Source organism: Citrobacter sp. Cpo100, from assembly GCF_030332595.1.
GTDB lineage: Bacteria > Pseudomonadota > Gammaproteobacteria > Enterobacterales > Enterobacteriaceae > Citrobacter > Citrobacter portucalensis.
This window is the reverse complement of sequence record NZ_JAOWHM010000035.1, coordinates 358759-382651: the sequence shown is the minus strand read 5'-3', so window position 1 is coordinate 382651 and position 23893 is coordinate 358759. Positions and strand designations below refer to the sequence as shown.

Annotated in this window: 21 protein-coding genes; 13 read left to right on the top strand and 8 right to left on the bottom strand. The window is 55.5% G+C overall.

Annotated features, from left to right (window positions below; genetic code table 11):
- Positions 1-28: 28 nt before the first annotated feature.
- A complete protein-coding gene (locus tag OGX96_RS14270) occupies positions 29-3112 on the bottom strand; it encodes a beta-galactosidase (RefSeq protein WP_286583411.1) in 3084 nt (1027 codons plus the stop codon).
- A 121-nt stretch (positions 3113-3233) separates the two neighbouring features.
- A complete protein-coding gene (locus OGX96_RS14265; protein WP_071444598.1) occupies positions 3234-4316 on the bottom strand; it encodes a LacI family DNA-binding transcriptional regulator in 1083 nt (360 codons plus the stop codon).
- A 165-nt stretch (positions 4317-4481) separates the two neighbouring features.
- Between OGX96_RS14265 and OGX96_RS14260 the strand changes: the two genes are divergently transcribed.
- On the top strand, positions 4482-5090 hold the full coding sequence (locus tag OGX96_RS14260; protein WP_167820255.1) for a class I SAM-dependent DNA methyltransferase: 609 nt from the start codon (positions 4482-4484) through the stop codon (positions 5088-5090).
- On the opposite strand, the gene OGX96_RS14255 is transcribed toward OGX96_RS14260, so the two are convergent.
- Together OGX96_RS14255 and OGX96_RS14250 are read right to left on the bottom strand one after the other, a co-directional pair.
- Positions 5087-6037, bottom strand: coding sequence for a GlxA family transcriptional regulator (locus tag OGX96_RS14255; RefSeq protein ID WP_118262414.1), 951 nt, complete (start codon positions 6035-6037; stop codon positions 5087-5089). The two genes, OGX96_RS14260 and OGX96_RS14255, sit on opposite strands and share 4 nt — an antisense overlap.
- 18 nt (positions 6038-6055) lie before the next feature.
- The gene (locus OGX96_RS14250; protein WP_032942484.1) at positions 6056-6832 is read right to left on the bottom strand and encodes an MBL fold metallo-hydrolase; all 777 of its coding nucleotides are present in this window, start codon (positions 6830-6832) and stop codon (positions 6056-6058) included.
- A 382-nt stretch (positions 6833-7214) separates the two neighbouring features.
- Between OGX96_RS14250 and OGX96_RS14245 the strand changes: the two genes are divergently transcribed.
- The 3 genes from OGX96_RS14245 to OGX96_RS14235 all read left to right on the top strand — a co-directional run bounded on the left by OGX96_RS14245 (position 7215) and on the right by OGX96_RS14235 (position 8820).
- Positions 7215-7460: a YmjA family protein gene (locus tag OGX96_RS14245; RefSeq protein WP_137377066.1), complete on the top strand. Its 246-nt coding sequence runs from the start codon at positions 7215-7217 to the stop codon at positions 7458-7460.
- Positions 7461-7546: 86 nt separating this feature from the next.
- A complete protein-coding gene (locus OGX96_RS14240; RefSeq protein WP_003830914.1) occupies positions 7547-8023 on the top strand; it encodes a cold-shock protein in 477 nt (158 codons plus the stop codon).
- Between the two features lie 239 nt (positions 8024-8262).
- Positions 8263-8820, top strand: a complete 558-nt coding sequence (locus OGX96_RS14235; protein WP_239693729.1) for a hypothetical protein — start codon at positions 8263-8265, stop codon at positions 8818-8820.
- 191 nt (positions 8821-9011) lie between these two features.
- On the opposite strand, the gene OGX96_RS14230 is transcribed toward OGX96_RS14235, so the two are convergent.
- The gene (locus OGX96_RS14230; protein ID WP_008783873.1) at positions 9012-9314 is read right to left on the bottom strand and encodes a putative quinol monooxygenase; all 303 of its coding nucleotides are present in this window, start codon (positions 9312-9314) and stop codon (positions 9012-9014) included.
- Positions 9315-9449: 135 nt separating this feature from the next.
- The gene (locus tag OGX96_RS14225; RefSeq protein WP_048226474.1) at positions 9450-10262 is read right to left on the bottom strand and encodes a DNA-binding transcriptional regulator; all 813 of its coding nucleotides are present in this window, start codon (positions 10260-10262) and stop codon (positions 9450-9452) included.
- Between the two features lie 191 nt (positions 10263-10453).
- On the opposite strand from OGX96_RS14225, the gene OGX96_RS14220 reads away from it, so the two are divergent.
- The 9 genes from OGX96_RS14220 to mmuM all read left to right on the top strand — a co-directional run bounded on the left by OGX96_RS14220 (position 10454) and on the right by mmuM (position 20623).
- Positions 10454-12118: a bifunctional 3-(3-hydroxy-phenyl)propionate/3-hydroxycinnamic acid hydroxylase gene (locus OGX96_RS14220; RefSeq protein WP_286583406.1), complete on the top strand. Its 1665-nt coding sequence runs from the start codon at positions 10454-10456 to the stop codon at positions 12116-12118.
- A 1-nt stretch (position 12119) separates the two neighbouring features.
- Complete coding sequence (gene mhpB / locus OGX96_RS14215) at positions 12120-13064, top strand: 2,3-dihydroxyphenylpropionate/2,3-dihydroxicinnamic acid 1,2-dioxygenase (RefSeq protein WP_048236000.1); 945 nt, start codon at positions 12120-12122, stop codon at positions 13062-13064.
- Between the two features lie 39 nt (positions 13065-13103).
- Positions 13104-13970 (top strand): 2-hydroxy-6-oxonona-2,4-dienedioate hydrolase, encoded by an 867-nt coding sequence (mhpC, locus tag OGX96_RS14210; protein ID WP_079935123.1) that lies wholly within the window; start codon positions 13104-13106, stop codon positions 13968-13970.
- A 9-nt stretch (positions 13971-13979) separates the two neighbouring features.
- The gene (gene mhpD / locus OGX96_RS14205) at positions 13980-14789 is read left to right on the top strand and encodes a 2-keto-4-pentenoate hydratase (RefSeq protein ID WP_286583403.1); all 810 of its coding nucleotides are present in this window, start codon (positions 13980-13982) and stop codon (positions 14787-14789) included.
- Positions 14786-15736 carry an acetaldehyde dehydrogenase gene (gene mhpF, locus OGX96_RS14200; RefSeq protein WP_286583401.1) on the top strand — a complete coding sequence of 317 codons (951 nt, stop codon included), beginning with the start codon at positions 14786-14788 and terminating at the stop codon, positions 15734-15736. The genes mhpD and mhpF overlap by 4 nt, the downstream gene beginning before the upstream one ends.
- Positions 15733-16746, top strand: a complete 1014-nt coding sequence (mhpE, locus tag OGX96_RS14195; RefSeq protein ID WP_286583399.1) for a 4-hydroxy-2-oxovalerate aldolase — start codon at positions 15733-15735, stop codon at positions 16744-16746. The genes mhpF and mhpE overlap by 4 nt, the downstream gene beginning before the upstream one ends.
- 68 nt (positions 16747-16814) lie before the next feature.
- On the top strand, positions 16815-18026 hold the full coding sequence (gene mhpT, locus OGX96_RS14190) for a 3-(3-hydroxy-phenyl)propionate transporter MhpT (RefSeq protein WP_286583397.1): 1212 nt from the start codon (positions 16815-16817) through the stop codon (positions 18024-18026).
- A 274-nt stretch (positions 18027-18300) separates the two neighbouring features.
- Positions 18301-19704: an S-methylmethionine permease gene (gene mmuP / locus OGX96_RS14185; RefSeq protein WP_001373486.1), complete on the top strand. Its 1404-nt coding sequence runs from the start codon at positions 18301-18303 to the stop codon at positions 19702-19704.
- Positions 19691-20623 carry a homocysteine S-methyltransferase gene (gene mmuM, locus OGX96_RS14180; protein ID WP_286583394.1) on the top strand — a complete coding sequence of 311 codons (933 nt, stop codon included), beginning with the start codon at positions 19691-19693 and terminating at the stop codon, positions 20621-20623. The genes mmuP and mmuM overlap by 14 nt, the downstream gene beginning before the upstream one ends.
- A gap of 108 nt (positions 20624-20731) precedes the next feature.
- On the opposite strand, the gene fbpC is transcribed toward mmuM, so the two are convergent.
- Both fbpC and OGX96_RS14170 read right to left on the bottom strand, forming a co-directional pair.
- Positions 20732-21778, bottom strand: a complete 1047-nt coding sequence (gene fbpC, locus OGX96_RS14175) for a ferric ABC transporter ATP-binding protein (RefSeq protein WP_000192349.1) — start codon at positions 21776-21778, stop codon at positions 20732-20734.
- Positions 21779-21789: 11 nt separating this feature from the next.
- The gene (locus tag OGX96_RS14170; RefSeq protein WP_286583391.1) at positions 21790-23868 is read right to left on the bottom strand and encodes an ABC transporter permease; all 2079 of its coding nucleotides are present in this window, start codon (positions 23866-23868) and stop codon (positions 21790-21792) included.
- Positions 23869-23893 lie beyond the last annotated feature (25 nt).

Here is a 23893-nt window from a genome sequence, read left to right as displayed (position 1 = left end):
CAGGTATCAACCTGCCCTGCTTATATTATTATTTTTGGCCCCAGACGAACTGGAAGTGGTAGCGTCCGGCGCTCAGCTGGAATTCCGGCGACACGGAAGGGCTCCACGAATCATCGCCGCCGACGCCCATATGGAAGCCATCAATATTGAGCCAGGTGCCCGCCTCAGGTTGCAGCAGATGGCGGTGGCTGGTTTCCATCAGTTGCTGCTGGCTAAAGCGGCTGATGTTGAACAGGAAGTCTCCGCGCCACTGGTGCGCACCGTAGTACAGTTCGCGCGTACCGCAGCGCAGACCGTTTTCGCTCGGGAAAACATACGGGGTGTACATCTCATCAAGCGACAGATCCCAGCGATCGAAACAGGCGGCGCCCAGACGGTCCGGATAGTTCTCATGCGGGCCGAGACCTAACCAGTTCACTCGTTCTGCGACCTGCACCAGCTGGCATCTCAGGCCGATGCGGGCCGGATGTGGCGTACTGCTGGCAACGTCGACATCCACCGTTACCTGCATTTCACCATTGCCGTCAATACGGTAGCTTTTTCGGCTGATGAACAGCGTTTCACCCTGATACTGCCACGCATGTTCGGTGGTGATCAGTACCGTATTGCTCAGCGTATCGGCAGCACAGTGCAGTAACGTTGCTTCAGCCTGATAGTGACCGGCGGCCTTCCAGCGTTCAACCCAGGCGTTAGGGTCGATGCGGGTTGACTCGCTCACGCCGATGTCGTTGTCCAGCGGCGCGCGGGTGAACTGGTCAATAAGCGGGCTTACCAACTGGGCTTCATCGCTAATCCAGTATTGTGTTAGCAGGCCGGACTGACGATCGAATTGCCAGCGTGTGTTGTTGGCCACCACGGTAAAATTGCTCTCACTAACATCCAGATGTGGTGCGCTGCTGGCGTGTGATGGACGTACCAGGCTGAGCTTCTCTTCCAGCTTCCACTGTTGCCAGGCGCTGATATGCCCGGCTTCTGACCATGCGGTTGCCTGAGGCTGCTCTACGCGCACCGTCAACCACAGTTCGCCTGCGGTGTCCGGCATCGGAACGTTCGGCAGGGTAATCACCTGGCGGCCCTGTGGGGCGATATTCAGAACGATTTCTCCGGCGGCCAGCGGGTTGCCGTCAAGGGCAATCGACCAGTGCAGAACTTCGTTATCGCTGCGGCGGAACAGATATTCGCTGGTCACTTCAATCTGGCGTTCAGCGCCCGGCAGTAACGTGAACTGGAAAAACTGCTGTTCATGCTTGGCCTCATATAACGCCGGATGCGGAGTGCGATCGGCGAACACCAGCCCGTTCATGCAAAACTGACGATCGTTAGGCGTGTCGCCAAAATCGCCACCGTAGGCTGACCATGCTTTGCCGTTCTCATCATATTTGGTCAGCGACTGATCCACCCAGTCCCAGACAAATCCGCCCTGCAGGCGCGGATACTGACGGAACGCTTGCCAGTATTTGGCGAAGCCGCCAAAGCTGTTGCCCATAGCGTGGGCGTATTCACAAAGGATCAGCGGACGCTGTTCGCCGGGCATCGACAGCCACTTTTTAATCGACCATTTGGGTACTGCGGGGAAGGGCTGATCCTGATCGACGCGGGCGTACATCGGGCAAATAATGTCGGTGGCGGCAGTATCAGCTCCACCGCCCTCGTACTGCACCGGACGTGACGGGTCTTCTGATTTTATCCAGCGGTAGAGCGCGTCGTGATTGACGCCATGGCCGGATTCATTGCCCAGTGACCAGATAATAATGCTCGGGTGGTTGCGATCGCGCTGCACCATGCGCGTGACGCGCTGGCTCATGGCAGGCAACCATGCGGGATCGTCGGTGAGGCGATTCATCGGCACCATGCCGTGGGTTTCAATGTTGGCTTCGTCGACTACATACAGGCCGTAACGATCGCACAGGGTGTACCACAGCGGATGGTTCGGGTAATGGGAACAGCGCACGGCGTTGAAGTTATTCTGCTTCATCAGGATGATGTCCTGCACCATCGTCGCCTCATCCATCACCTGGCCGTTGACCGGATGGTGCTCATGGCGGTTGGTACCGCGAATCAACAGCGGCTTGCCGTTTAACAGCAACAGGCCGTTTTCGATACAAACCTGACGAAAACCAACGTCACAGGCTTCCGCTTCAATCAGTACTCCGCCTGCGGTGTGTAACTGCACAACGGCGCGGTACAGATTGGGCGTTTCGGCACTCCATAGCGCCGGTTTTTCGACGTTCAGACGCAGAGTCACCCGGTCATGATAAGCGCCGCGTTCATCAATGATCTCGCTGCCGAGCGGTGAGGTCGTTTCGTGGGTGAGCGTTTCACTTTCCCACAATTGCAGGGTGACGCGTAAATCTTCGTTCTCGTTGCCACCCACTCTGACTTCCGCTTTCAGCGTGGCGCGGCTGAAGTCGTCATTAAAACGGGTATTAATGCGCAGGTCGCGGATTTGCGTAGTGGGCTTATGCAGCAGGGAGACATCGCGAAAAATGCCGCTCATGCGCCACATGTCCTGGTCTTCCAGATAGCTGCCGTCGCTCCAGCGCAGCACCATCACAGCCAGACGGTTTTCGCCGCGCAGCAGATAATCGCTAAGATCAAACTCAGACGGCAGACGGCTATCCTGACCGTAGCCGACCCAGCGACCGTTGCACCACAGATGAAACGCGGAGTTCACGCCGTCAAAAATAATGCGCGTCTGACCTTCCTCTAACCACGCGTCTTCAATATTAAATGTGAGCGAGTAACATCCTGTCGGGTTCTGTGCCGGAACGTACGGGGGATTCACCGGGATTGGGTAGGTGACGTTGGTATAAATTGGCGCATCATAACCGGCCATCTGCCAGTTAGAGGGGACGTTGATGATGTCTGCCTGTGGCAGATCGCTTGTCAGCCAGCTTTCTGGGACAGCCTCCGGCGCGGCAAACCAGGCAAATTGCCACTGGCCATTCAGCGAGCGTAACTGACTCGAACGCTGATTGGTACGTGCATCATCCGCTGAGCGCCAGCTACAGAACGGCGGATGTGCTTCCAGCCGGTTGAGCTGCGTGACGCCGGGATTCTCCCAGTCGCGGCGGGCCAGAACAGCGGAGAGTGAATCTGTGTTCAGGTTCATAACGGTATCCTGTTTGAATTTGTTACTCGCTCACAATTTCAATCAAAATACGAACAAGCGCTCCTTGCTGTAAAGGATGGGGCGTTCAATAAGTGAACTGACTCACACAATTGTTATGCGTTCACAATTTGGGTGTGAGCTGAGAAACTTGCCGCGCCAGCTGGATCAGTGAATCAGCCAGCGCCTGGGGAGTGGTGGTTTGCGTATCGGGAGGCAGAACCGTTTTGCGCTTGACCAGGGTGACGGGAAGCAGTTGATTACCCACGCTGGAGCCGCCACGGGGGAGTTGCAATAGCCTGTCGACGCTGGTTTCACCCAGCAACGGAAAATCCTGCCTGATGGTGGTCAGCGGTGGGATGTAACAGGCGCTGTCTTCGGTGTCATCGTAGCCAATTACCGATATATCCACTGCAACCCGCAGACCGAACTCGCTGATTGCCCGCATCGCGCCCAGCGCCATTTGATCGTTAGCGACCAGCATGGCGGTAGGGAGGTTGCCGTTATTCAGCATGTGCATCGTTTGCTGAAAACCAGACATCGCGCTCCAGTCGCCTTCCAGCTCCACAACGGGTTGTAGCTGGTAATGTGCCAGATACTTGTGCCAGCCCGCATGCCGAAGCCTTGCCGAAACGGAAGTGTGCGGCCCGCTCAGCAGGGCGATCCGTTGATGTCCGTGCTGCACCAGATGTTCAACGCCAAGGCGCGCGCCGTCGTCATGAGAGAAAATCACGCTGTTAATTGGCGTCAAGTCAGAGACATCGAGAAACAGCACCGGCACTGTACCGCAGGCAGCTGCCACGGCAATGGCATCTTCTTCATCCAGCGGATAGTTGATGATAAGCCCGGTTACGCGTTGAGAAAGCAGATTGTGGACCGCGGCTTTACAGGACTCAACGCCGCTGCGCTCGACCATGGCGATCACCACGCTGGCACCTGACTGGTCGGCGCGGGATTTTATGGCAGCAACGATTTGTGAGGGGGCATGCAGGGCAAGGTTTGCCGTCACAACGCCAATCAGTGGCGTCTGTTTGCCAGCCAGCTGCTGTGCAACGCGGTTAGGAATGTAATTGAGTTCCGTCATCGCAGCCTCAACTTTCTGTCGGGTTTTTGCGGAAACGTGGCTGGCCTGGTTCACGACGCGAGAGACGGTCTGGTAAGAGACACCTGCATGGTCTGCCACATCGTATAGCGTTACCGGTTTCACGTTTATCACCCCTGTCATGACGTTATCTGTGCGCTATGATGCCACAGCAGGACGGTTTTGGGGTATTTGCGCATGGGTTCTGCGAGGCGCATTCCAGGGTTTGAGGATAGCGTGCTGAAGGATTTATCGCCGTTATACCTAACAGAAGAAAAAAGCGAGGACATTGTGAGCGATTCTGCGGCAAAAAATATTCTGTCCATCTACCGACGCCATGCGGATGCTTTTGCCAGCCAGCGCTCGCGCACCTTGTTCGAGAAAAGCTGGCTCGATAAATTTATTTCCGTGATGGGCGGGCAGGGCAGCATTGTGGATATTGGCTGCGGCAACGGTCAGCCGATCGCCGGTTATTTTATCCAGCAAGGTTTTCAGCTTACCGGCGTTGATGGTTCCCCGGCGATGCTGGCGCGGGCCCGAAACACTTATCCTGCACAGCGCTGGCTGGAACAGGATATGCGCGAGTTGGCACTCAATGAGACTTTCGATGGACTGATCGCTTGGGACAGCTTTTTCCATTTAACTCAGCAGGACCAGCAAAAGATGTTCCCGATTTTTGACCGCCTCAGCCATCCCGGTAGCGCGCTGATGTTTACCAGCGGTACGGACAACGGCATCGCGATGGGGCAATTTGAAGGTGAGCCGCTGTTTCACGCCAGCCTCGCGCCGGATGAATACCGCGCACTGCTGTCAGCACACGGTTTTGCGGTGGTCGAGATGGTGATGGAAGATCCGCACTGCACCGGGCATACCATCTGGCTGGCGCAAAAAAGAGGCTAATCACCGCGAAAGGTTTTACGCCATTCAGCCGGGCTAACGCCAAAGTGGGATTTAAAATGCTGGCGCCAGGTGACGGGCGACTGAAAACCAACCTGTTCTGCGATGCGTTCAACGGGTAACTGGCTGGACTCCAGCAACGTCTGGCTACGGCGCAGGCGCTCGGCAATCAACCATTCGGCCACGCTTGACCCTGTGGCCTTCATAAAATGACGGGTGAGGGTGCGACGGCTCATCATCACCCGTTGCGCCAGCTCGTCAAGATTATGTGATTCATGGAGATGCTGGCGCAAATAGTCGAGCAAGACGTTGATGCGCTGATCTTTGGTATTTTTCGCCACCGGTTGCTCGATAAACTGTGCCTGGCCGCCCTCGCGATGTGGCGGCACAATCATCCGTCTGGCAATCTGATTCGCCACCGTGCTGCCAAAACGCTGGCGGATGACGTACAGGCAGCAATCCAGCGCAGCGGCGGTGCCTGCCGAGGTAATAATACCGTCGTCATCCACGTACAGCGCGTTGATATCCAGATGAGCTGCCGGAAAGCGGGCCTGAAAATCCTGCTCGAACTCCCAGTGCGTAGCCGCCCGTTTGCCATCCAGCAGACCGGCGTAGCCGAGGACAAACGCACCCAGGCATAACCCAACAATCTGCGCGCCGTTTTGTCGCGCACGATTGAGCGCATCAAGCAGGCTTTGTGGTGGCCGATGTGCCGTGGTACCCCACCAGGGGATCACCACAATGTCGGCGGCCTCCACCGCTTCATAGCCGTAGGCTGCGTTAATGGAGAAGCCATCCTGCGAGGAAACGATGCCCGGCTGTTCTGCACACAGTTGCACCTCAAAACGCTTTTTCGTCGCCACTTTGTCGCTGAAAATAATGCACGGCACCGAGAAGTGAAACGGGCTGAAATCTTCCACGGCAACAATGGCGACGTTAAGCGGTTGCATACGAGTCCTCTGTGGAGTTTAAAACGTCAGGGTTTCGCCATCTTCCGGCACGTTAACAAATTGCGCAATCTGGTTGTCGCAGGCGTACTCTTTCAAGGCCGCGCGGGTCAGCAGACAGTGGTTAATCGCCTCCATGTGGGTCGCCACAATTTGTGCTTCGGGCAGCGTGAAGTGGGTTTTTAGCACATCTTCCGCGCCCATGATAATTGGGCCAAACCCGATAACGTGAGCAAAGCCTGCGTTCAGAATGACCACGCCTGGCTGGAAAGTTCGCATGTTGGTTTCCACCTCGTCGCGCCAGATGGTGTCCCCGACCAGATACAGCGTTTTTTCCGCCGGATGCTGGAAGATAACTCCGCAGGCATCACCCAGACGCTCAGCCATTTGCGGGATGGCGTAAGCGCGATCCGAACCGTGCTGGCCGCCGGTTTTACGCAGGGTGATATCACCAAGCGCAGTGTTTTGCGTCAGTACGGTCAGTTGCGTGAAACCTTGTTCCCGCAGTACCTGCGCATCGCGATCGTTTTGCACATAAATCGGTTTGTCTTTCGGTACGACACGAGCCGCGGATTCATCCCAGTGGTCTTCATGCAGATGGGTCACGATCAGCGCATCAACGTTGAGCAGGGTGTCGATATCGACAGGCAGATCAACGGTCGGGTTGCGGATCTCGGCGCGAGCCGTACCGGCAAAGCCCGGATAAGTACCTTTTGCCGCCAGCATAGGGTCGATCAGAAAGGTTTTGCCACCAAAAGTGATGTGCTGCGTAGCGTTACGGATTTGCGTGATGTTCATGGTGTTTGCTCCACGTGTTGGGTCAGTGGTGTCATCGTAGAGTATTGTCCAGAAGATGAATGTGGGCAAATGGGCGACTAGCGATGAGATTGGGCCAACTGCGGATTACAGATGTCGATAATGTAATTAGAATTAAAGTAATTTAATATTTCCTTGGTGGCTCGTTATTTAATAAGTAGCTATTATATCGAACTGAATAAGAATGCTGTTATTTAAATACGGAAAGGTTTATTAAATGCGAAGTTGTGCCGGAAAACATTATTGATATATGTAATGCATAGTGACCAATAAAACAGATCGCGAACCATGAAATAAGAATGCTATCATTCACACCAGACGCGGCAGGCAACTGCTGGCACACGCATTTACCCCGGAGCAACTGATGAACAACGACATTCCGCTAAAATATTATGATATCGCCGACGAGTACGCGACCGAGGCCGCAAAGCCGGTGAGCGACACAGAACGTGACGCGCTGGCGCACTACTTCCAGCAGTTGATCACTCGTTTGATGAACAACGAAGAGATCAGCGAAGAAGCGCAGCAGGAGATGGCTACCGTGGCAGCTGTCGACGCTCAGCGTATCGATGATATTGCGGAGTTCCTCAATCGTTGGGGTAACGAGTAGCCAAAGACATGGCCTGTGTTTTACACTGCGCGCAAATTGAGTAGGTATACTCTACAAGTAATAGGTTTAATCAGGCGGAAACAGCAATGAACGGAACAATCACAACGTGGTTTAAAGATAAAGGCTTTGGATTTATCAAAGATGAAAACGGCGACAACCGCTATTTTCATGTGATTAAGGTTGCTAATCCTGAGCTGATCAAGAAAGACGCGGCGGTGACTTTTGAGCCCACCACCAACAACAAAGGCTTGTCTGCCTACGCGGTAAAAGTCATACCAGACAGCAAGTACATCTATATTGCAGGCGAGCGTCTGAAGCTCACTTCGATCAAGTCATTCCTGGTCTACAGCGAAGAAGTCCCTGTAGAGACCCGTATCGACAAAGAAAATGCTGTGCTGTCTGTCGGCGTGCTGATGAACAGCATCCGACCGAAATCAGACGTAAAGCCTGGTGAAATGCGTACGCTGAAAAAGCTGGCCATCACTACCTTCCAGGGCACGACGCTGATCTTCTCGGAAGATGAAATCGACATCGACGCGACGGTGAAACTGCTTAAAGTCTGAAACCCTTCGGACTGAATAAAAACCGGAACGCTGCTCTTTTCAGGAGCGGGTTTCGGTTTTTTTTTGATATGTGTAATTTACGTGATTCAGGTATGTAGTGATAAAATTAGTAGGTAGCAATCCGTTTCTGAATAGGTATATATTATCCGTATTAAATAAATATGATCGTCAACTATTTGCAGATTAGTAGCGCGGTTAACTAATAGTGATTCACCGGTATAACTAATGGGGTAATATAAGTGATTTTTAAAAAAATATGGAAAGCTATATCTTCTGAATATATACCATCGGCCATTTGCTTTTTTCTCCTTGCAAAAATGGATTATGAAATAATATCTATCTGGCCACAGAATGAATCGGTTGATGACAGAATTAAACTTTCTTTACTATTCATTCATTTGGTGATGATTTTAGTGATGTTTACTCCGCTAATTAATCGGTTTTTGTCACGAGTAGACAATGAGAAATTTGAAAAGTTTATAGCTCTTCCGCAGAAAGATAAAAACATCACATACATCGATTATTATGATTTTCTGAGCGGGCTTGCTTTATCAGCATTTTACTTATCTATCCTTATTTTTACAATGAAGAGTATTTACGAAGAAGCAGGATGGATAATTTCTGGTATTTATATATTTACAATGTTTGTGTCTTCTATTTCTATTGCTGCATTGTCATTGCTTAGATTTATCTGGTTATTTACAAAGTTTAATAATTATATATATTGGTTTATTGTTTTACTTGCGAGCAGTATGTGTATGGCAGTTATTGGTGCCGCGATGAAAATGGCCTCGTAAAAATGCGCTTAATATCTGGAACAGTGATGATTCCGTTTTGTAATCCGTGGGATGCATTGTTGCAAAGCTTAAAGCCTCTTTTGAAGAGGCTTTAAGCCCTCAGCGACCAGGGAAGTAAAAGACTGTCTTTCCTGGTGTTGAGCATTCTGCCAAAAACATAATTAACAGTATTCCAACTACTTTCTTCATTATCACGAGACTGCCGGATTTACCACGTCATCCATCAGTATGTAACGTGCTTCCTGGCGCGTGTATTGATCGATTAATGGTACAAGTCGCTGGAAATGCTCGCTGGCACAATGTTCATCGAGAGCCGCGTGGTTTGGCCATTCTTCGATAAAAATAAAATGCCCCGGATCTTTTTCATCAATATAGAGGTCGTAAGCAATGCAGTGCGGTTCTTTCTTCGTTGCCGCTATTAGCTCACGATACAACGGGAGAACAGTTTCAATATACTCAGGTTTGATGAAATCCTCAGCAATGACCTTTAACATGCAGCCTCCTGGCAGAAAACGAATGCACACTATGTAATGAAGATATTTTTTGGGCAAGAGGTCACAGAGTTTTATCGGCCGGATAGTGAGTTATGCCAGCTATCAATCAGATGATCCGCATAACTGTGATCCATCTCACCTCCCGGCAACCAAAATCTCCTGCGATTCGACGCCGTCCTCTATCTGTTTCGCCACCTTTTGTAAGGCCGGAAGATGCTTTTCCGCGGCCTGTTCGATGGTCATGGCGCTGGCCATATACACCAAATTCAGGCAGCCGATCACCCGCTGTTCGCTGCGGATGGGGACGGCGATAGAAGCGATTTTCTCCTCCTGATCCCAACCGCGAAAGTTCTGCCCAAAACCGTCTTTTCGCGCGCGGGTCAAAATGGCATTGAGCTTCAGCGGCTCGCGCGCAAGCTGGAACTCTTCTCCCGATCGGGAGGCAAGCATTTCAATCAGTTCCTGCCGTTCATTCTCCGGGCAAAATGCCAGCCAGGTCAGGCCGGATGCGGTTTTCAGCAGTGGCAAACGACGCCCTACCATCGCCCGGTGAAACGACAGACGGCTGAAACGGTGGGTGGTTTCACGTACCACCATCGCGTCCACATCCAGCGTGGAAACGTCGGTCGGCCAGATGACCTCGCGCAGCAAATCTCCCAGCAGCGGGGCGGCGAGTGCAGAAATCCACTGCTCGTCACGAAACCCCTCGCTGAGCTGGCGGACTTTAATGGTTAAGCGAAAGCTGTCATCGGACAGGCTGCGCCGGACGTAACCCTCATCCTGCAGGGTTTCCAGCAGCCGTCTGACCGTGGTGCGATGCAGGCCGCTTAACTCAGCAAGCAAGCCAACACTGGCCCCACCATCGAGCCGGTTTAACATATTTAATAACATTAATCCGCGCGTTAATCCGCGTACGGTTTTGTACTCAGTGCTCTCGTCATTTTTCATATTCATTGACAAATCTACAGGTAAAACAACGTTGTGCACTTAGTGCACATCCTGGCATGTTTTGATTGTAGCGCAAAAACTCGCTTCTATACTGACCGCACAACAAAAAATTATTCACATATTTTTAACAAAACAGATTGCGCCTCACCAGGGTCCGCAATTGCGTTTTGTCCGAGTCGTGAGGTTCTGAAATGACAACAAAAAACCCGGATATCCAACCCGCTGTGCAGCATACCGCGCAGGTGGCGATTGCCGGTGCTGGTCCGGTAGGGCTGATGATGGCCAACTATCTTGGCCAGATGGGCATTGAGGTGTTGGTAGTGGAGAAGCTCGACACGCTGATCGACTATCCTCGCGCCATCGGCATTGATGATGAAGCGCTGCGCACTATGCAGTCTGTGGGGCTGGTCGAGAACGTTTTGCCGCACACCACGCCGTGGCACGCGATGCGCTTTCTCACCCCGAAAGGCCGCTGTTTTGCTGATATCCAGCCGATGACCGACGAATTTGGCTGGTCGCGTCGTAATGCGTTTATTCAGCCGCAGGTGGACGCGGTGATGTTGGAAGGGTTGTCGCGTTTTCCCAACGTGCGCTGCCTGTTCTCCCGCGAGCTGGAGGCCTTCAGCCAACAAAACGGCGAAGTGACGCTAAATCTGAAAGCGCCAGACGGTCAACGTGAAACGGTGAAGGCTCAGTGGCTGGTGGCCTGCGACGGCGGCGGCAGCAACGTCAGACGCTCGCTGAACGTGCCGTTTGAAGGTAAAACCGCGCCGAATCAGTGGATTGTGGTGGATATCGCCAACGATCCGCTCAGCACGCCGCATGTGTATTTGTGCTGCGATCCGGTGCGCCCGTATGTCTCTGCCGCGCTGCCGCATGCGGTGCGCCGTTTTGAGTTTATGGTTATGCCGGGGGAAACCGAAGCGCAGCTTAGCGAGCCGCAGAATATGCGCCAGTTACTGAGCAAAGTGCTGCCGAACCCGGACAACGTCGAGCTGATCCGCCAGCGCGTGTATACCCATAATGCTCGTCTGGCCGAACGTTTTCGTATTGACCGCGTGCTGCTGGCGGGCGATGCGGCGCACATTATGCCGGTCTGGCAGGGTCAGGGATACAACAGCGGCATGCGCGATGCTTTCAACCTGGCATGGAAACTGGCGCTGGTGATTAACGGTAAAGCCGGCGATGCGCTGTTGGATACCTACCAGCAGGAACGCCGCGACCACGCCAAAGCGATGATCGACCTCTCCGTGACCGCTGGCAACGTACTTGCGCCGCCCAAACGCTGGCACGGCGCGGTACGCGATGGGGTTTCCTGGCTGTTGAACTATATTCCGCCGGTCAAACGCTACTTCCTTGAAATGCGGTTTAAGCCGATGCCGCAGTACCACGCCGGGGCGCTGGTGCGTGAAGGCGACGCGAAAACTTCACCGGTCGGCAAGATGTTTATCCAGCCGAAGGTGACGCTGGAATCGGGCGAAGTGACGTTGCTCGACAACGTCATCGGACCGAATTTCGCGGTGATTGGCTGGGGCTGTAACCCACTATGGGGCATGAGCGAGGCGCAGATCCAACAGTGGCAGGCGCTGGGGACGTGTTTTATCCAGGTCGTGCCGGATACGCAGATACATACCGATCAGGATAACCACGACGGCGTTACCCGCATTGGCGATACGCAAAACCGCCTGCGCACGTGGTTTGCCCAGCACAGCGCCGCGCTGGTAGTAATGCGCCCGGACCGCTTCGTGGCCGCCATCGCCATTCCGCAAACACTGGGCAGCACCCTGAATAAACTGGCGTCGGTGATGACGCTCACTCGCGCTACTGCCGACATTCCTGTTGAAAAGGTTGCCTGATATGCACGCTTATCTTCACTGTCTTTCCCACTCGCCGCTGGTGGGCTATGTCGACCCGGCACAGGCTGTGCTCGACGAGGTTAACGGCGTGATCGCCAGTGCTCGGGCACGTATTGCGGCGTTCGAACCTGAACTGGTCGTGCTGTTTGCCCCCGATCACTACAACGGATTTTTCTACGACGTGATGCCGCCGTTCTGTTTAGGCGTTGGAGCTACAGCGATCGGCGATTTTGGTAGTGCGGCGGGGGAATTACCGGTGCCGACAGATCTGGCTGAAGCCTGCGCCCACGCGGTAATGAAAAGCGGTATCGATCTCGCCGTGTCCTACAACATGCAGGTCGATCATGGCTTCGCGCAGCCTCTGGAGTTTTTGCTCGGCGGCCTGGATAAGGTGCCGGTGCTGCCAGTGTTTATTAACGGCGTCGCCACGCCGCTGCCGGGCTTTCAGCGTACCCGCATGCTCGGTGAAGCGATTGGCCGTTTCGCCAGCTCGCTGAATAAGCGCGTGCTGTTTTTAGGCTCCGGCGGGCTATCGCACCAGCCGCCGGTACCGGAGCTGGCGAAGGCTGATGCCCATATGCGTGACCGCCTGCTCGGCAGCGGCAAACAGTTACCTGAAAACGAGCGCGAGCTACGCCAGCAGCGGGTGATCAGCGCCGCCGAGAAGTTTGTGGTCGATCAAAACACGCTACACCCGCTTAACCCTGTCTGGGATAACCGTTTTATGACCCTGCTTGAGCAGGGGCGTTTGCAGGAGTTGGATGCGGTCAGTAACGAAGAGCTGTCCGCGATGGCGGGCAAATCAACGCACGAAGTGAAAACCTGGGTTGCCGCCTTCGCCGCTATTTCTGCTTTTGGCAACTGGCGCAGCGAAGGCCGTTATTACCGCCCGATCCCGGAGTGGATCGCCGGATTCGGCTCCCTGAGCGCCACTACGCAGAACTAAAACAGAACTAAAACAGAACTGAATATGCAGGAGAACATCATGACTTACCAACCGCAAACCGAAGCCGCTACCAGTCGTTTTCTGGAGGTGCAGGAAGCAGGCGAAACCCTACGCGTGCATTTCAATGACTGTGGGCAGGGCGAAGAGACCGTCGTGCTGCTGCACGGATCCGGTCCTGGCGCGACGGGCTGGGCAAACTTCAGCCGCAATATCGATCCGCTGGTACAGGCCGGATACCGGGTGATCCTGTTGGATTGTCCTGGCTGGGGCAAAAGCGATGGGATCGTTAACCGCGGTTCGCGATCCGATCTCAACGCCCGCATCCTGAAAAGCGTGGTCGATCAGTTGGATATTCAAAAAGTCCACCTGCTGGGTAACTCGATGGGCGGTCACAGTGCTGTGGCGTTTACCCTGAGCTGGCCGGAGCGTGTGGGCAAACTGGTATTAATGGGCGGCGGAACGGGCGGCATGAGCCTGTTTACCCCGATGCCGACCGAAGGTATCAAGCGCCTGAATCAGCTGTATCGTGAGCCGACCATCGAGAACCTGAAGCTGATGATGGAGATCTTTGTCTTCGACACCAGCGACCTGACCGAGGCGTTGTTTGAGGCGCGCCTGAATAACATGCTGTCGCGTCGCGATCACCTGGAAAACTTTGTCCAGAGTCTGGAGGCCAACCCGAAACAGTTCCCGGATTTCAGCCCGCGTCTGGGTGAAATCAAAGCTCAGACTCTGATTGTCTGGGGACGCAATGACCGCTTTGTACCGATGGATGCCGGTCTGCGTCTGCTCTCCGGAATTGCCGGTTCTGAGCTGCATATCTACCGCGACTGCGGGCACTGGGCGCAGTGGGAACATGCGGATGCCTTTAACCAGTTGGTGCTGAACTTCCTCGCACGCCCTTAAGGAACGGACATGACGAATCGTAATCTTGAGCAGCTAGCCGCCGATTTACGTCAGGCTGAAGAAAAAGGGGAAGCCATCGCCCCACTGCGTGAATTGATTGGTGTGGATAACGCCGAAGCAGCCTACGCCATTCAGCGCATCAACGTGCAGTACGACGTGGAGCGCGGGCGTCGCGTGGTCGGGCGCAAAGTGGGGCTGACGCACCCGAAAGTGCAGCAACAGCTGGGTGTCGATCAACCGGACTTCGGTACGCTGTTTGCTGATATGTGTTCTGGCGATAACGAAACCATCCCATTTTCCCGTGTGCTGCAACCGCGTATTGAAGCCGAAATTGCGCTGGTGCTGAACCGCGATCTGCCCAATACCGACACCACTTTTGACGAGCTTTACAACGCCATCGAGTGGGTACTTCCCGCGCTGGAAGTGGTCGGCAGCCGTATCCGCGACTGGTCGATCAAATTTGTTGATACCGTGGCGGATAACGCCTCCTGTGGCGTGTATGTGGTCGGCGGTCCGGCACAGCGTCCGGCAGGATTAGATCTGAAAAACTGCGCGATGAAAATGACGCGCAACAACGAAGAGGTCTCCAGCGGACGCGGCAGCGAATGCCTGGGACATCCGATCAACGCCGCCGTCTGGCTGGCGCGCAAAATGGCCAGCCTCGGCGAGCCGCTGCGTGCCGGAGACATTATTCTCACCGGAGCGTTAGGCCCGATGGTGGCGGTGAATGCGGGCGATTGTTTTGAAGCCCATATCGACGGTATTGGTTCAGTCGCCGCCACCTTTTCAGCGGCGGTTACAAAAGGAAGTCAGTCATGAGTAAGCGTAAAGTCGCCATTATCGGCTCCGGCAACATCGGTACCGATTTGATGATAAAAATTCTGCGTCACGGCGTGCATCTGGAAATGGCGGTGATGGTCGGTATCGATTCAGAATCTGATGGCCTGGCGCGTGCCCGACGCATGGGCGTTGCCACCACCCATGAAGGGGTGAAAGGGCTTATCGACATACCGGAATTCGCTGATATCGACATTGTGTTTGACGCCACCAGCGCAGGTGCGCATGTGAAGAACGACGCCGCGCTACGTGCCGTTAAACCTGGCATCCGCCTGATCGACCTGACGCCCGCGGCAATCGGTCCTTACTGCGTGCCGGTGGTGAATCTGGCAGCCAACGTTGATCAGCAGAACGTCAATATGGTGACCTGCGGCGGACAGGCGACCATCCCAATGGTGGCGGCAGTTTCTCGCGTGGCAAAAGTCCATTACGCCGAGATTATCGCCTCGATCGCCAGTAAATCGGCGGGGCCGGGTACCCGCGCCAATATCGACGAGTTTACCGAAACTACCTCGAAGGCGATTGAAGTGGTCGGCGGCGCGGCAAAAGGCAAAGCCATTATTGTCCTTAACCCGGCCGAGCCGCCGCTGATGATGCGTGACACGGTGTATGTGCTGAGCGAAGCGGCCTCTGAGGTTGAAGTTGAAGCGTCGATTAATGAGATGGCGGCGGCGGTGCAGGCCTACGTGCCGGGCTATCGCCTGAAACAGCGTGTCCAGTTTGAAGTCATCCCGGAGGATAAACCGGTGAATCTGCCGGGTATCGGCCAGTTCTCTGGGCTGAAAACCGCGGTGTATCTGGAAGTGGAAGGCGCGGCGCACTATTTACCAGCCTACGCGGGCAACCTCGACATTATGACCTCCAGCGCGCTGGCGACCGCTGAGAAGATGGCGCAGTCCCTCGCTCGTCAGGCAGGAGAAGCAGCATGAACGGTAAAAAACTCTATATCTCTGACGTGACCCTGCGCGACGGTATGCACGCTATTCGTCATCAATATTCGCTGGAGAATGTGCGCCAGATAGCCAAAGCGCTGGACGACGCACGGGTTGATTCTATTGAAGTGGCCCACGGCGACGGTTTACAAGGTTCCAGCTTTAACTACGGCTTTGGTGCGCACAGCGACCTGGAGTGGATTGAAGCGGCGGCGGACGTGGTGAAGCATGCCAAAATTGCCACGCTGTTGCTGCCGGGTATCGGCACTATTCATGACCTGAAAAATGCATATCAGGCCGGCGCACGGGTAGTGCGCGTGGCGACCCACTGCACTGAAGCGGATGTGTCGGCCCAGCATATTCAGTATGCGCGTGAGCTTGGCATGGATACCGTCGGTTTTCTGATGATGAGCCATATGACCACACCGGAGAACCTGGCGCAGCAGGCGAAGCTGATGGAAAACTACGGCGCGACCTGTATTTATGTGGTCGATTCCGGCGGCGCAATGAACATGAGCGATATTCGCGCCCGCTTCCGCGCACTGAAAGCGGTGCTGAAGCCGGAAACAGAAACCGGAATGCATGCGCATCACAACCTGAGTCTTGGGGTGGCGAACTCCATTGCCGCGGTAGAAGAGGGGGGTGACCGTATCGACGCCAGCCTGGCCGGGATGGGCGCAGGCGCGGGCAACGCGCCATTGGAGGTATTTATCGCCGCTGCGGATAAGCTTGGTTGGCAGCACGGCACCGATCTCTACGCACTGATGGACGCCGCCGACGATTTAGTGCGCCCACTACAAGACCGCCCGGTGCGGGTGGATCGTGAAACGCTGGCGCTGGGCTATGCCGGGGTGTACTCCAGCTTCCTGCGTCATTGCGAAGTGGCGGCAGCACGCTATGACCTGAGCGCGGTAGATATTCTGGTGGAACTGGGCAAACGTCGGATGGTGGGCGGCCAGGAAGATATGATCGTCGACGTAGCGCTGGACCTGCGCAACCGCAAATAAAAATGATTACGCGGCTGGCAACGTATCAGCCGCGATTCACCTGCATCGTGACCTCAGAGGGACATCTTATGACGACCCGTACCCCCGCATCTTACCGCCTGACGTTGACCGTTGGGTTTTGCTTTTTAGTTGCCCTGATGGAAGGGCTGGATTTACAGGCCGCCGGTATCGCTGCCGTCGGTATCGCCCACGCGTTTGCGCTGGATAAAATGCAGATGGGCTGGATCTTCAGTGCGGGCATTCTCGGGCTGCTGCCCGGCGCGCTGGTGGGCGGCATGCTGGCCGACCGCTATGGCCGCAAGCGTATTCTCATTGCCTCTGTGGCGCTGTTCGGCCTGTTCTCGCTGGCGACGGCGATTTCCTGGGATTTCTCATCGCTGGTGTTTGCCCGTCTGATGACCGGCGTCGGGCTGGGCGCGGCGTTGCCGAATCTGATCGCGCTGACTTCCGAGGCGGCGGGCCCGCGTTTTCGCGGTACGGCGGTGAGCCTGATGTACTGCGGTGTGCCGATTGGCGCGGCGCTGGCGGCAGCGCTCGGGTTTAGCGGCCTGGCCTCCGCCTGGCAAACGGTGTTCTGGGTAGGCGGGGTGATCCCGCTGCTGCTGGTGCCGCTGTTGATGCGCTGGCTGCCGGAATCACAGGTTTATACCCAACAAACGCAAGTGGCCGCCGCACCGCTGCGTGCCCTGTTTGCGCCAGCGACGGCGAGTGCCACGCTGCTGCTGTGGTTGTGCTATTTCTTCACCCTGCTGGTGGTGTATATGCTGATCAACTGGCTGCCGATGCTGCTGGTGGAGCAGGGCTTTCGACCATCGCAGGCGGCAGGCGTAATGTTTGCTCTGCAAATTGGCGCGGCCAGCGGCACGTTAATTCTCGGGGCGTTAATGGATAAACTGCGCCCGGTGGTGATGTCGCTGCTGATCTACACCGGGATGTTGGCTTCACTGCTGGCGCTGGGTACGGTGTCGTCATTGAGCGGCATGCTAATGGCGGGATTTGTGGCGGGGATGTTCGCCACCGGCGGGCAAAGCGTGTTGTATGCGCTGGCGCCGCTGTTTTACAGCACGCAGATCCGCGCCACAGGTGTGGGCACCGCCGTCGCAGTCGGGCGTCTGGGGGCGATGAGCGGCCCGCTGCTGGCAGGGAAAATGTTAGCGCTCGGTACCGGAACGGTAGGGGTGATGGCGGCTTCTGCGCCGGGCATTTTGCTGGCAGGCCTGGCGGTATTTATTCTGATGAGCCGCAAATCACAGATGCCGATCCCTGCCAGCGGTGCTTAAGCACTCATCCGGTTGTGGGAGTGGGGAGATTTGATTCCCACTTCCGGGTTAACGCCGTCAGTCAACTGTGTTGCCAAAGTTTAGATAAAACATGGCAACGGAGGCGTTATGAGCTGGCGGCCCTTTTTGTATCTGATTATTAATCCCCACCCGCTATTAAGCGCCCGGCGCGGGCATCTGCGTCTGGTGCAGGGTTGACTTTGCATTCTGTTAACAAACGCGGTATAACAAACCTTCTTTGGATGTTTAGATGTCCATACGTTTAGAAGGTTATATGCAAACAACACAACAAAATGCGCCACTGAAGCGCACAATGAAAACGCGTCACCTGATTATGCTTTCCTTGGGCGGCGTGATTGGCACAGGATTATTCTTCAATACCGGGTACATCATCTCCACCACTGGAGCGGCGGGAACGCTGCTGGCCTATCTGATTGGCGCGCTGGTGGTCTGGCTGGTTATGCAGTGTCTGGGCGAGCTGTCGGTCGCGATGCCGGAGACCGGGGCGTTTCACGTTTATGCCGCGCGCTATCTTGGTCCGGCTACCGGGTATACCGTGGCCTGGCTCTACTGGCTGACCTGGACTGTGGCGCTGGGTTCGAGCTTTACCGCCGCCGGATTCTGTATGCAGTACTGGTTTCCACAGGTGCCGGTATGGGTCTGGTGCGTGGTGTTCTGCGCGATTATTTTTGGTCTGAATGTTATCTCCACGCGCTTTTTTGCCGAAGGGGAGTTCTGGTTCTCCCTGGTCAAGGTGGTCACTATCATCGCCTTTATCATCCTCGGTGGGGCGGCGATTTTCGGCTTTATTCCGATGCAGGATGGCTCGCCCGCGCCGGGGCTGAGTAATATCACGGCGGAAGGCTGGTTCCCGCACGGTGGCTTACCGATTCTGATGACTATGGTTGCAGTGAACTTTGCTTTTTCGGGTACCGAGCTTATCGGCATTGCCGCCGGTGAAACGGAAAACCCGCGCAAAGTTATCCCGGTAGCGATTCGTACTACCATCGCGCGACTGATTATTTTCTTTATCGGCACCGTGTTTGTATTGGCGGCGCTGATCCCGATGCAGCAGGCGGGCGTGGAGAAAAGCCCGTTTGTGCTGGTGTTTGAGAAAGTAGGGATCCCGTACGCCGCTGATATTTTTAACTTCGTGATCCTGACGGCTATTCTTTCTGCAGCGAACTCCGGGTTATATGCCTCCGGGCGCATGCTGTGGTCGTTGTCGAATGAACGTACGCTACCGGCCTGTTTTGCGCGAGTAACGAAAAACGGCGTGCCACTGACGGCGCTGTCGGTCAGTATGCTCGGTGGTGTGCTGGCGCTGTTTTCCAGCGTGGTGGCCCCAGACACGGTATTTGTTGCGCTGTCGGCAATCTCCGGGTTTGCGGTGGTGGCGGTATGGCTGAGTATCTGCGCCTCGCATTTTGTTTTTCGTCGCCGTCATCTGCAACAAGGTAAGGCATTGAGTGAATTACATTATCGCGCGCCGTGGTATCCGCTGGTGCCGGTATTAGGTTTTGTGCTGTGCCTGGTGGCCTGTGTAGGGCTGGCATTCGATCCAGCGCAGAGAATTGCGTTGTGGTGCGGGTTACCGTTTGTTGCGTTGTGCTATGGTGCTTATTTCCTTACTCAACCCCGAAACGCAAAACAGGAGCCAGAACATGTCGCAGAATAATCCGTTACGCGCTCTCCTTGATAAACAGGATATCCTGCTGCTGGATGGCGCGATGGCGACGGAGCTGGAAGCGCGAGGGTGTAACTTAGCCGATAGCCTGTGGTCAGCCAAAGTGCTGGTAGAAAACCCGGAGCTTATCCGCGAAGTGCATCTTCATTACTACCGGGCGGGGGCGCAATGCGCGATCACTGCCAGCTATCAGGCGACGCCGGCGGGCTTCGCCGCGCGAGGTCTGGATGAATCGCAGTCGAAAGCGCTGATTGGCAAAAGCGTGGAGCTGGCGCGTAAAGCCCGTGAAGCGTATCTGGCAGAGAACCCGCAGGCGGGAACGCTGCTGGTGGCGGGATCCGTCGGGCCTTACGGCGCGTATCTGGCGGATGGCTCTGAATACCGTGGCGATTATCATTGTAGCGTTGAGGCATTTCAGGCGTTTCATCGCCCGCGCGTGGAAGCCTTGTTGGATGCCGGGGCCGATCTGCTGGCCTGCGAAACCCTGCCGAATTTCGCCGAGATTGAGGCGTTGGCTGAGCTGTTGACCGCATATCCGCGTGCGCGGGCATGGTTCTCATTTACCCTGCGCGACAGCGAGCACCTGAGCGACGGTACGCCGCTGCGTGACGTGGTTGCGTTGCTGGCGGGTTATCCGCAGGTGGTGGCGCTAGGCATTAACTGCATTGCGCTGGAAAACACCACCGCTGCGTTGCAGCATTTACACGGTTTAACGGCGCTGCCGCTGGTGGTGTATCCGAACTCGGGCGAGCAGTACGATGCGGTGAGCAAAACCTGGCATCATCACGGTGAGCATTGTGCGCAGCTGGCGGATTATCTGCCGCAGTGGCAGGCCGCTGGCGCACGATTAATTGGCGGGTGCTGTCGCACCACGCCTGCGGATATCGCCGCGCTAAAAGCGCGCAACTGAGAGCTTATCGGGCCTACATCGTTCACTGTAGGCCTGATAAGCGCAGCGCATCAGGCATTGCCGGATGGCGGCACAAGCGCCTTATCCGGCCTACAAAACCACAAAACGTTATGCCGCATCCGCCAGAACAAACATGCCGTACGGATGGATTTCGAGATAATACTGTTCGCCGACGTCCGGTTGCAGGCGCGTAGCGTTGACCTGCAATAAAATCTCCTGCCCGTGCCATTCCACCGTCACTTCATACTGCGGCCCCATATAGGCGACATGGCGGATCACGCAGCGCTGGCTCTCTTCGCCGCGATCGCTGAGCGTGATCGCTTCCGGGCGCACACCGACCATCCCTTCGCCCTGTGTACCAAAGTGCAGCGGGCGCGGCAGATGATAGCCGTAGATATCAACGTATCCGTCGCTGAAGGTTGCCGGGAACAGGTTGGCATCGCCCATAAAGCTCGCCATAAAGCGGGAGGCGGGCTGGCGGTAAAGATCCTGCGGTGAGCCGATCTGCATGATGTGTCCCTTGTTCATCACCAGCACAGTATCAGAAACCGCAAAGGCTTCGCTCTGATCGTGGGTGACGTACAGCGAGGTGATATCAAACTGCTTTTGCAACTCGCGGATCTTGTCGCGCATGCTGCGACGCAGGTTGGCGTCGAGGTTACTCAACGGCTCATCAAACAGCAGCACTTTCGGCTTGAGGATTAGCGCGCGGGCCAGCGCCACGCGCTGCTGCTGACCGCCGGAGATCTGATCGACAAAGCGGTCTTCGAATCCTTCCAGATCCACCATCGCCAGCGCCTCTTTGACGCGGGCTTTCAGCTCTGCGCGCGGTACACCGAGCATTTTCAGGCCATAACCGACATTCTCTCCCAGCGACATATGCGGGAACAGGGCATAGGACTGAAACACCATACAGATATCGCGCTGCTGAATAGAGCGATGGGTGACGTCTTCGCCATCAATGAAAATTTGCCCTTCGCTCGGTTTTTCCAGCCCGGCAACCAGGCGCAAAATAGTGGTTTTGCCGCAGCCGGACGGGCCGAGCAGCGTCACCATTTGCCCCTGCGGGATGGTGAGGTTGATATTGTCGATTACCGTATTACTGCCAAATCGTTTAGTGACGTTGCGCAGTTCAACGAAATTTTTCTGAGTCATAGTGCGCTCCATTACGCCTGGTTTTTGGCTTTTGAACGGGAGGTACGTGATTCACCGATCAGCCAGTCAAAGATGAAAATAATCGCCAGCATCACCACGATCAGAATGGAACCGTAGGCAATCGCTACACCGTATTCGCCATCTTCCACGCGGTTCAGGATGTAGGCCGTCGCTACGCGGGTATCCGGCGTGACGAGGAACACGATGGCGCTAACGGTGGTAATGGCGCGCACAAAGCTGTAAATCAGCGCCGAGAGGATCGCCGGGCGCAGCAGCGGCAGCAGGATGTGCGTAATAGTACGCAGAGAACCGGCGCGCAGGCTGAGTGAGGCTTCATCGAGCGATTTATCGATTTGGCCCAAGCCCGCGATGCCCGCGCGAATGCCGACCGGGACGTTACGCATCACCATTGAGATAATGACAATCGCCGCCGTACCAGTGAGGTACACCGGGGCGCTGTTAAAGGCCAGAATATACGACACGCCCGCGACGGTGCCCGGAACGGCAAAGCACAGCATGGTGGTGAACTCGATGGTCTTCTTGCCTTTAAACTGCTGGCGCACCACGATCCATGCGATCAGCAGGCCGAAGATCGCGGTAATTGGCGCGGCAATCCCGGCATAGAGCAGGGTGTCGAGCAGTGAAGGCCACGCGCCGTCGCTCATCCCCTGACCGAACAGTTTGGTAAAGTTCGCCAGCGTCAGGGTGTAATCCACGCCCCAGTTGACGGTGAAGCTACCGTAGAAAATGCTGCCGTAGAGCAGGGCGTTAAAGGCAATCCACACTGCCAGCAGCGCGACCACACTCCATACCAGCGTTACCGGCAGCGGCTGTACGTCGCCCCGGTAGGATTTGCCGGAAACGGTGACGTATGAGCGTTTACCAATCCACATATACTGCACGCAGAACACCAGCAGCGAAAACAGCAGCAGGAAGGCACCCAGCGTACTGGCGGCCTGGTAGTCAAGCTGCGAACCGGTGATGTAGAAGTAGATTTGCGTTGCCAGCACGTCGAAGTTACCGCCGAGCACCAGCGGGTTACTAAAGTCGGCCAGCGACTGCACGACCACAATCAAAAAGGCGTTAGCCAGTGCGGGTTTTAGCAGCGGGACAAACACGCCGTTAAAGGTCTGCCAGCGGCTGGCACGCAGGGTGTATGACGCTTCTTCCAGCGACGGATGAATGGTTTTGATTGCTCCGTCGAGGATCATAAACGCCATCGGCGTAAAGGCCAGAACCTGCGCCAGCCAGATGCCGGTAAAGCCATACAGCCAGTTGGTGTTGGTTAAACCAAACCAGTCGACCATAAACTCGGTGATGTAACCGGAGCGTCCCATCATCAGCGTGACGCCTAAACCGACGACAAACGGCGGAGTGACGATCGGCAAAATCGAGAAGATACGTCCGATTATGGCGCTACGTCTGGCGATACGGGTGGTGTAGATAGCCAGTACCAGACCAAAGAAGGTACAGCCGACGCCGACGGCAATCGACAGCATAATCGAGTTGAGGATCACCTGAATGATATGTGCCTGCGACAGCACATTCATAAACGCCAGCGGGGCAAATTCCCCGGCGTCGTTGGTGAACATCGGAATGAAAATGGCGATGCTTGGCCAGACGATAAAAATACCGATCAGCGCGACAATCGCGGTAAGCGAGCCGATGACGAAACGGTCACCGCCCAGCCATTCGAGGCGGGTGAGCGCCAGGGTCATGATTGCGCCAAGCGCCACAAACAGCACGATGGTGGCATAGCCTAAGCCGCGACCCTCAAGGGTGGCGCTGGCGACAATAAAGGCCATACAGAAAAATGCCCAACCCGCGTCAAGACAATGGCGGCTGCGCTGTTCGCGCCTGGCTTCATGGAATGGGCGCACCAGCAGCAGGCTTGGCAGCAGATACCACAGCCAACTGATATTGAACTGCGACCAGCCGTAGGCGGCGAGTATTTCTTCCCGCGTAGACTCCAGCAGACCGTAGTCCAGGCTCCAGCTAGGCAGCAGGGCAAACGCCAGCCAGCCGAGCAAAACCCAAAGAAATATCGCATCCCGTTTTTTCACGGGATGGAGTGCAAGTGTGTGTGACATAGCGTTTCCGGTAATGTAGGCCGGG

Excerpts from the sequence above, each read along its gene's own strand:
- OGX96_RS14270 (WP_286583411.1), bottom strand. The coding sequence starts at position 3,112 with ATGAACCTGAACACAGATTCACTCTCCGCTGTTCTGGCCCGCCGCGAC.
- OGX96_RS14255 (WP_118262414.1), bottom strand. The coding sequence starts at position 6,037 with ATGCAACCGCTTAACGTCGCCATTGTTGCCGTGGAAGATTTCAGCCCG.
- OGX96_RS14250 (WP_032942484.1), bottom strand. The coding sequence starts at position 6,832 with ATGAACATCACGCAAATCCGTAACGCTACGCAGCACATCACTTTTGGT.
- OGX96_RS14245 (WP_137377066.1), top strand. The coding sequence starts at position 7,215 with ATGAACAACGACATTCCGCTAAAATATTATGATATCGCCGACGAGTAC.
- OGX96_RS14240 (WP_003830914.1), top strand. The coding sequence starts at position 7,547 with ATGAACGGAACAATCACAACGTGGTTTAAAGATAAAGGCTTTGGATTT.
- OGX96_RS14230 (WP_008783873.1), bottom strand. The coding sequence starts at position 9,314 with ATGTTAAAGGTCATTGCTGAGGATTTCATCAAACCTGAGTATATTGAA.
- OGX96_RS14225 (WP_048226474.1), bottom strand. The coding sequence starts at position 10,262 with ATGAAAAATGACGAGAGCACTGAGTACAAAACCGTACGCGGATTAACG.
- OGX96_RS14220 (WP_286583406.1), top strand. The coding sequence starts at position 10,454 with ATGACAACAAAAAACCCGGATATCCAACCCGCTGTGCAGCATACCGCG.
- mhpB (WP_048236000.1), top strand. The coding sequence starts at position 12,120 with ATGCACGCTTATCTTCACTGTCTTTCCCACTCGCCGCTGGTGGGCTAT.
- mhpC (WP_079935123.1), top strand. The coding sequence starts at position 13,104 with ATGACTTACCAACCGCAAACCGAAGCCGCTACCAGTCGTTTTCTGGAG.
- mhpD (WP_286583403.1), top strand. The coding sequence starts at position 13,980 with ATGACGAATCGTAATCTTGAGCAGCTAGCCGCCGATTTACGTCAGGCT.
- mhpF (WP_286583401.1), top strand. The coding sequence starts at position 14,786 with ATGAGTAAGCGTAAAGTCGCCATTATCGGCTCCGGCAACATCGGTACC.
- mhpE (WP_286583399.1), top strand. The coding sequence starts at position 15,733 with ATGAACGGTAAAAAACTCTATATCTCTGACGTGACCCTGCGCGACGGT.
- mhpT (WP_286583397.1), top strand. The coding sequence starts at position 16,815 with ATGACGACCCGTACCCCCGCATCTTACCGCCTGACGTTGACCGTTGGG.
- mmuP (WP_001373486.1), top strand. The coding sequence starts at position 18,301 with ATGCAAACAACACAACAAAATGCGCCACTGAAGCGCACAATGAAAACG.
- mmuM (WP_286583394.1), top strand. The coding sequence starts at position 19,691 with ATGTCGCAGAATAATCCGTTACGCGCTCTCCTTGATAAACAGGATATC.
- fbpC (WP_000192349.1), bottom strand. The coding sequence starts at position 21,778 with ATGACTCAGAAAAATTTCGTTGAACTGCGCAACGTCACTAAACGATTT.
- OGX96_RS14170 (WP_286583391.1), bottom strand. The coding sequence starts at position 23,868 with ATGTCACACACACTTGCACTCCATCCCGTGAAAAAACGGGATGCGATA.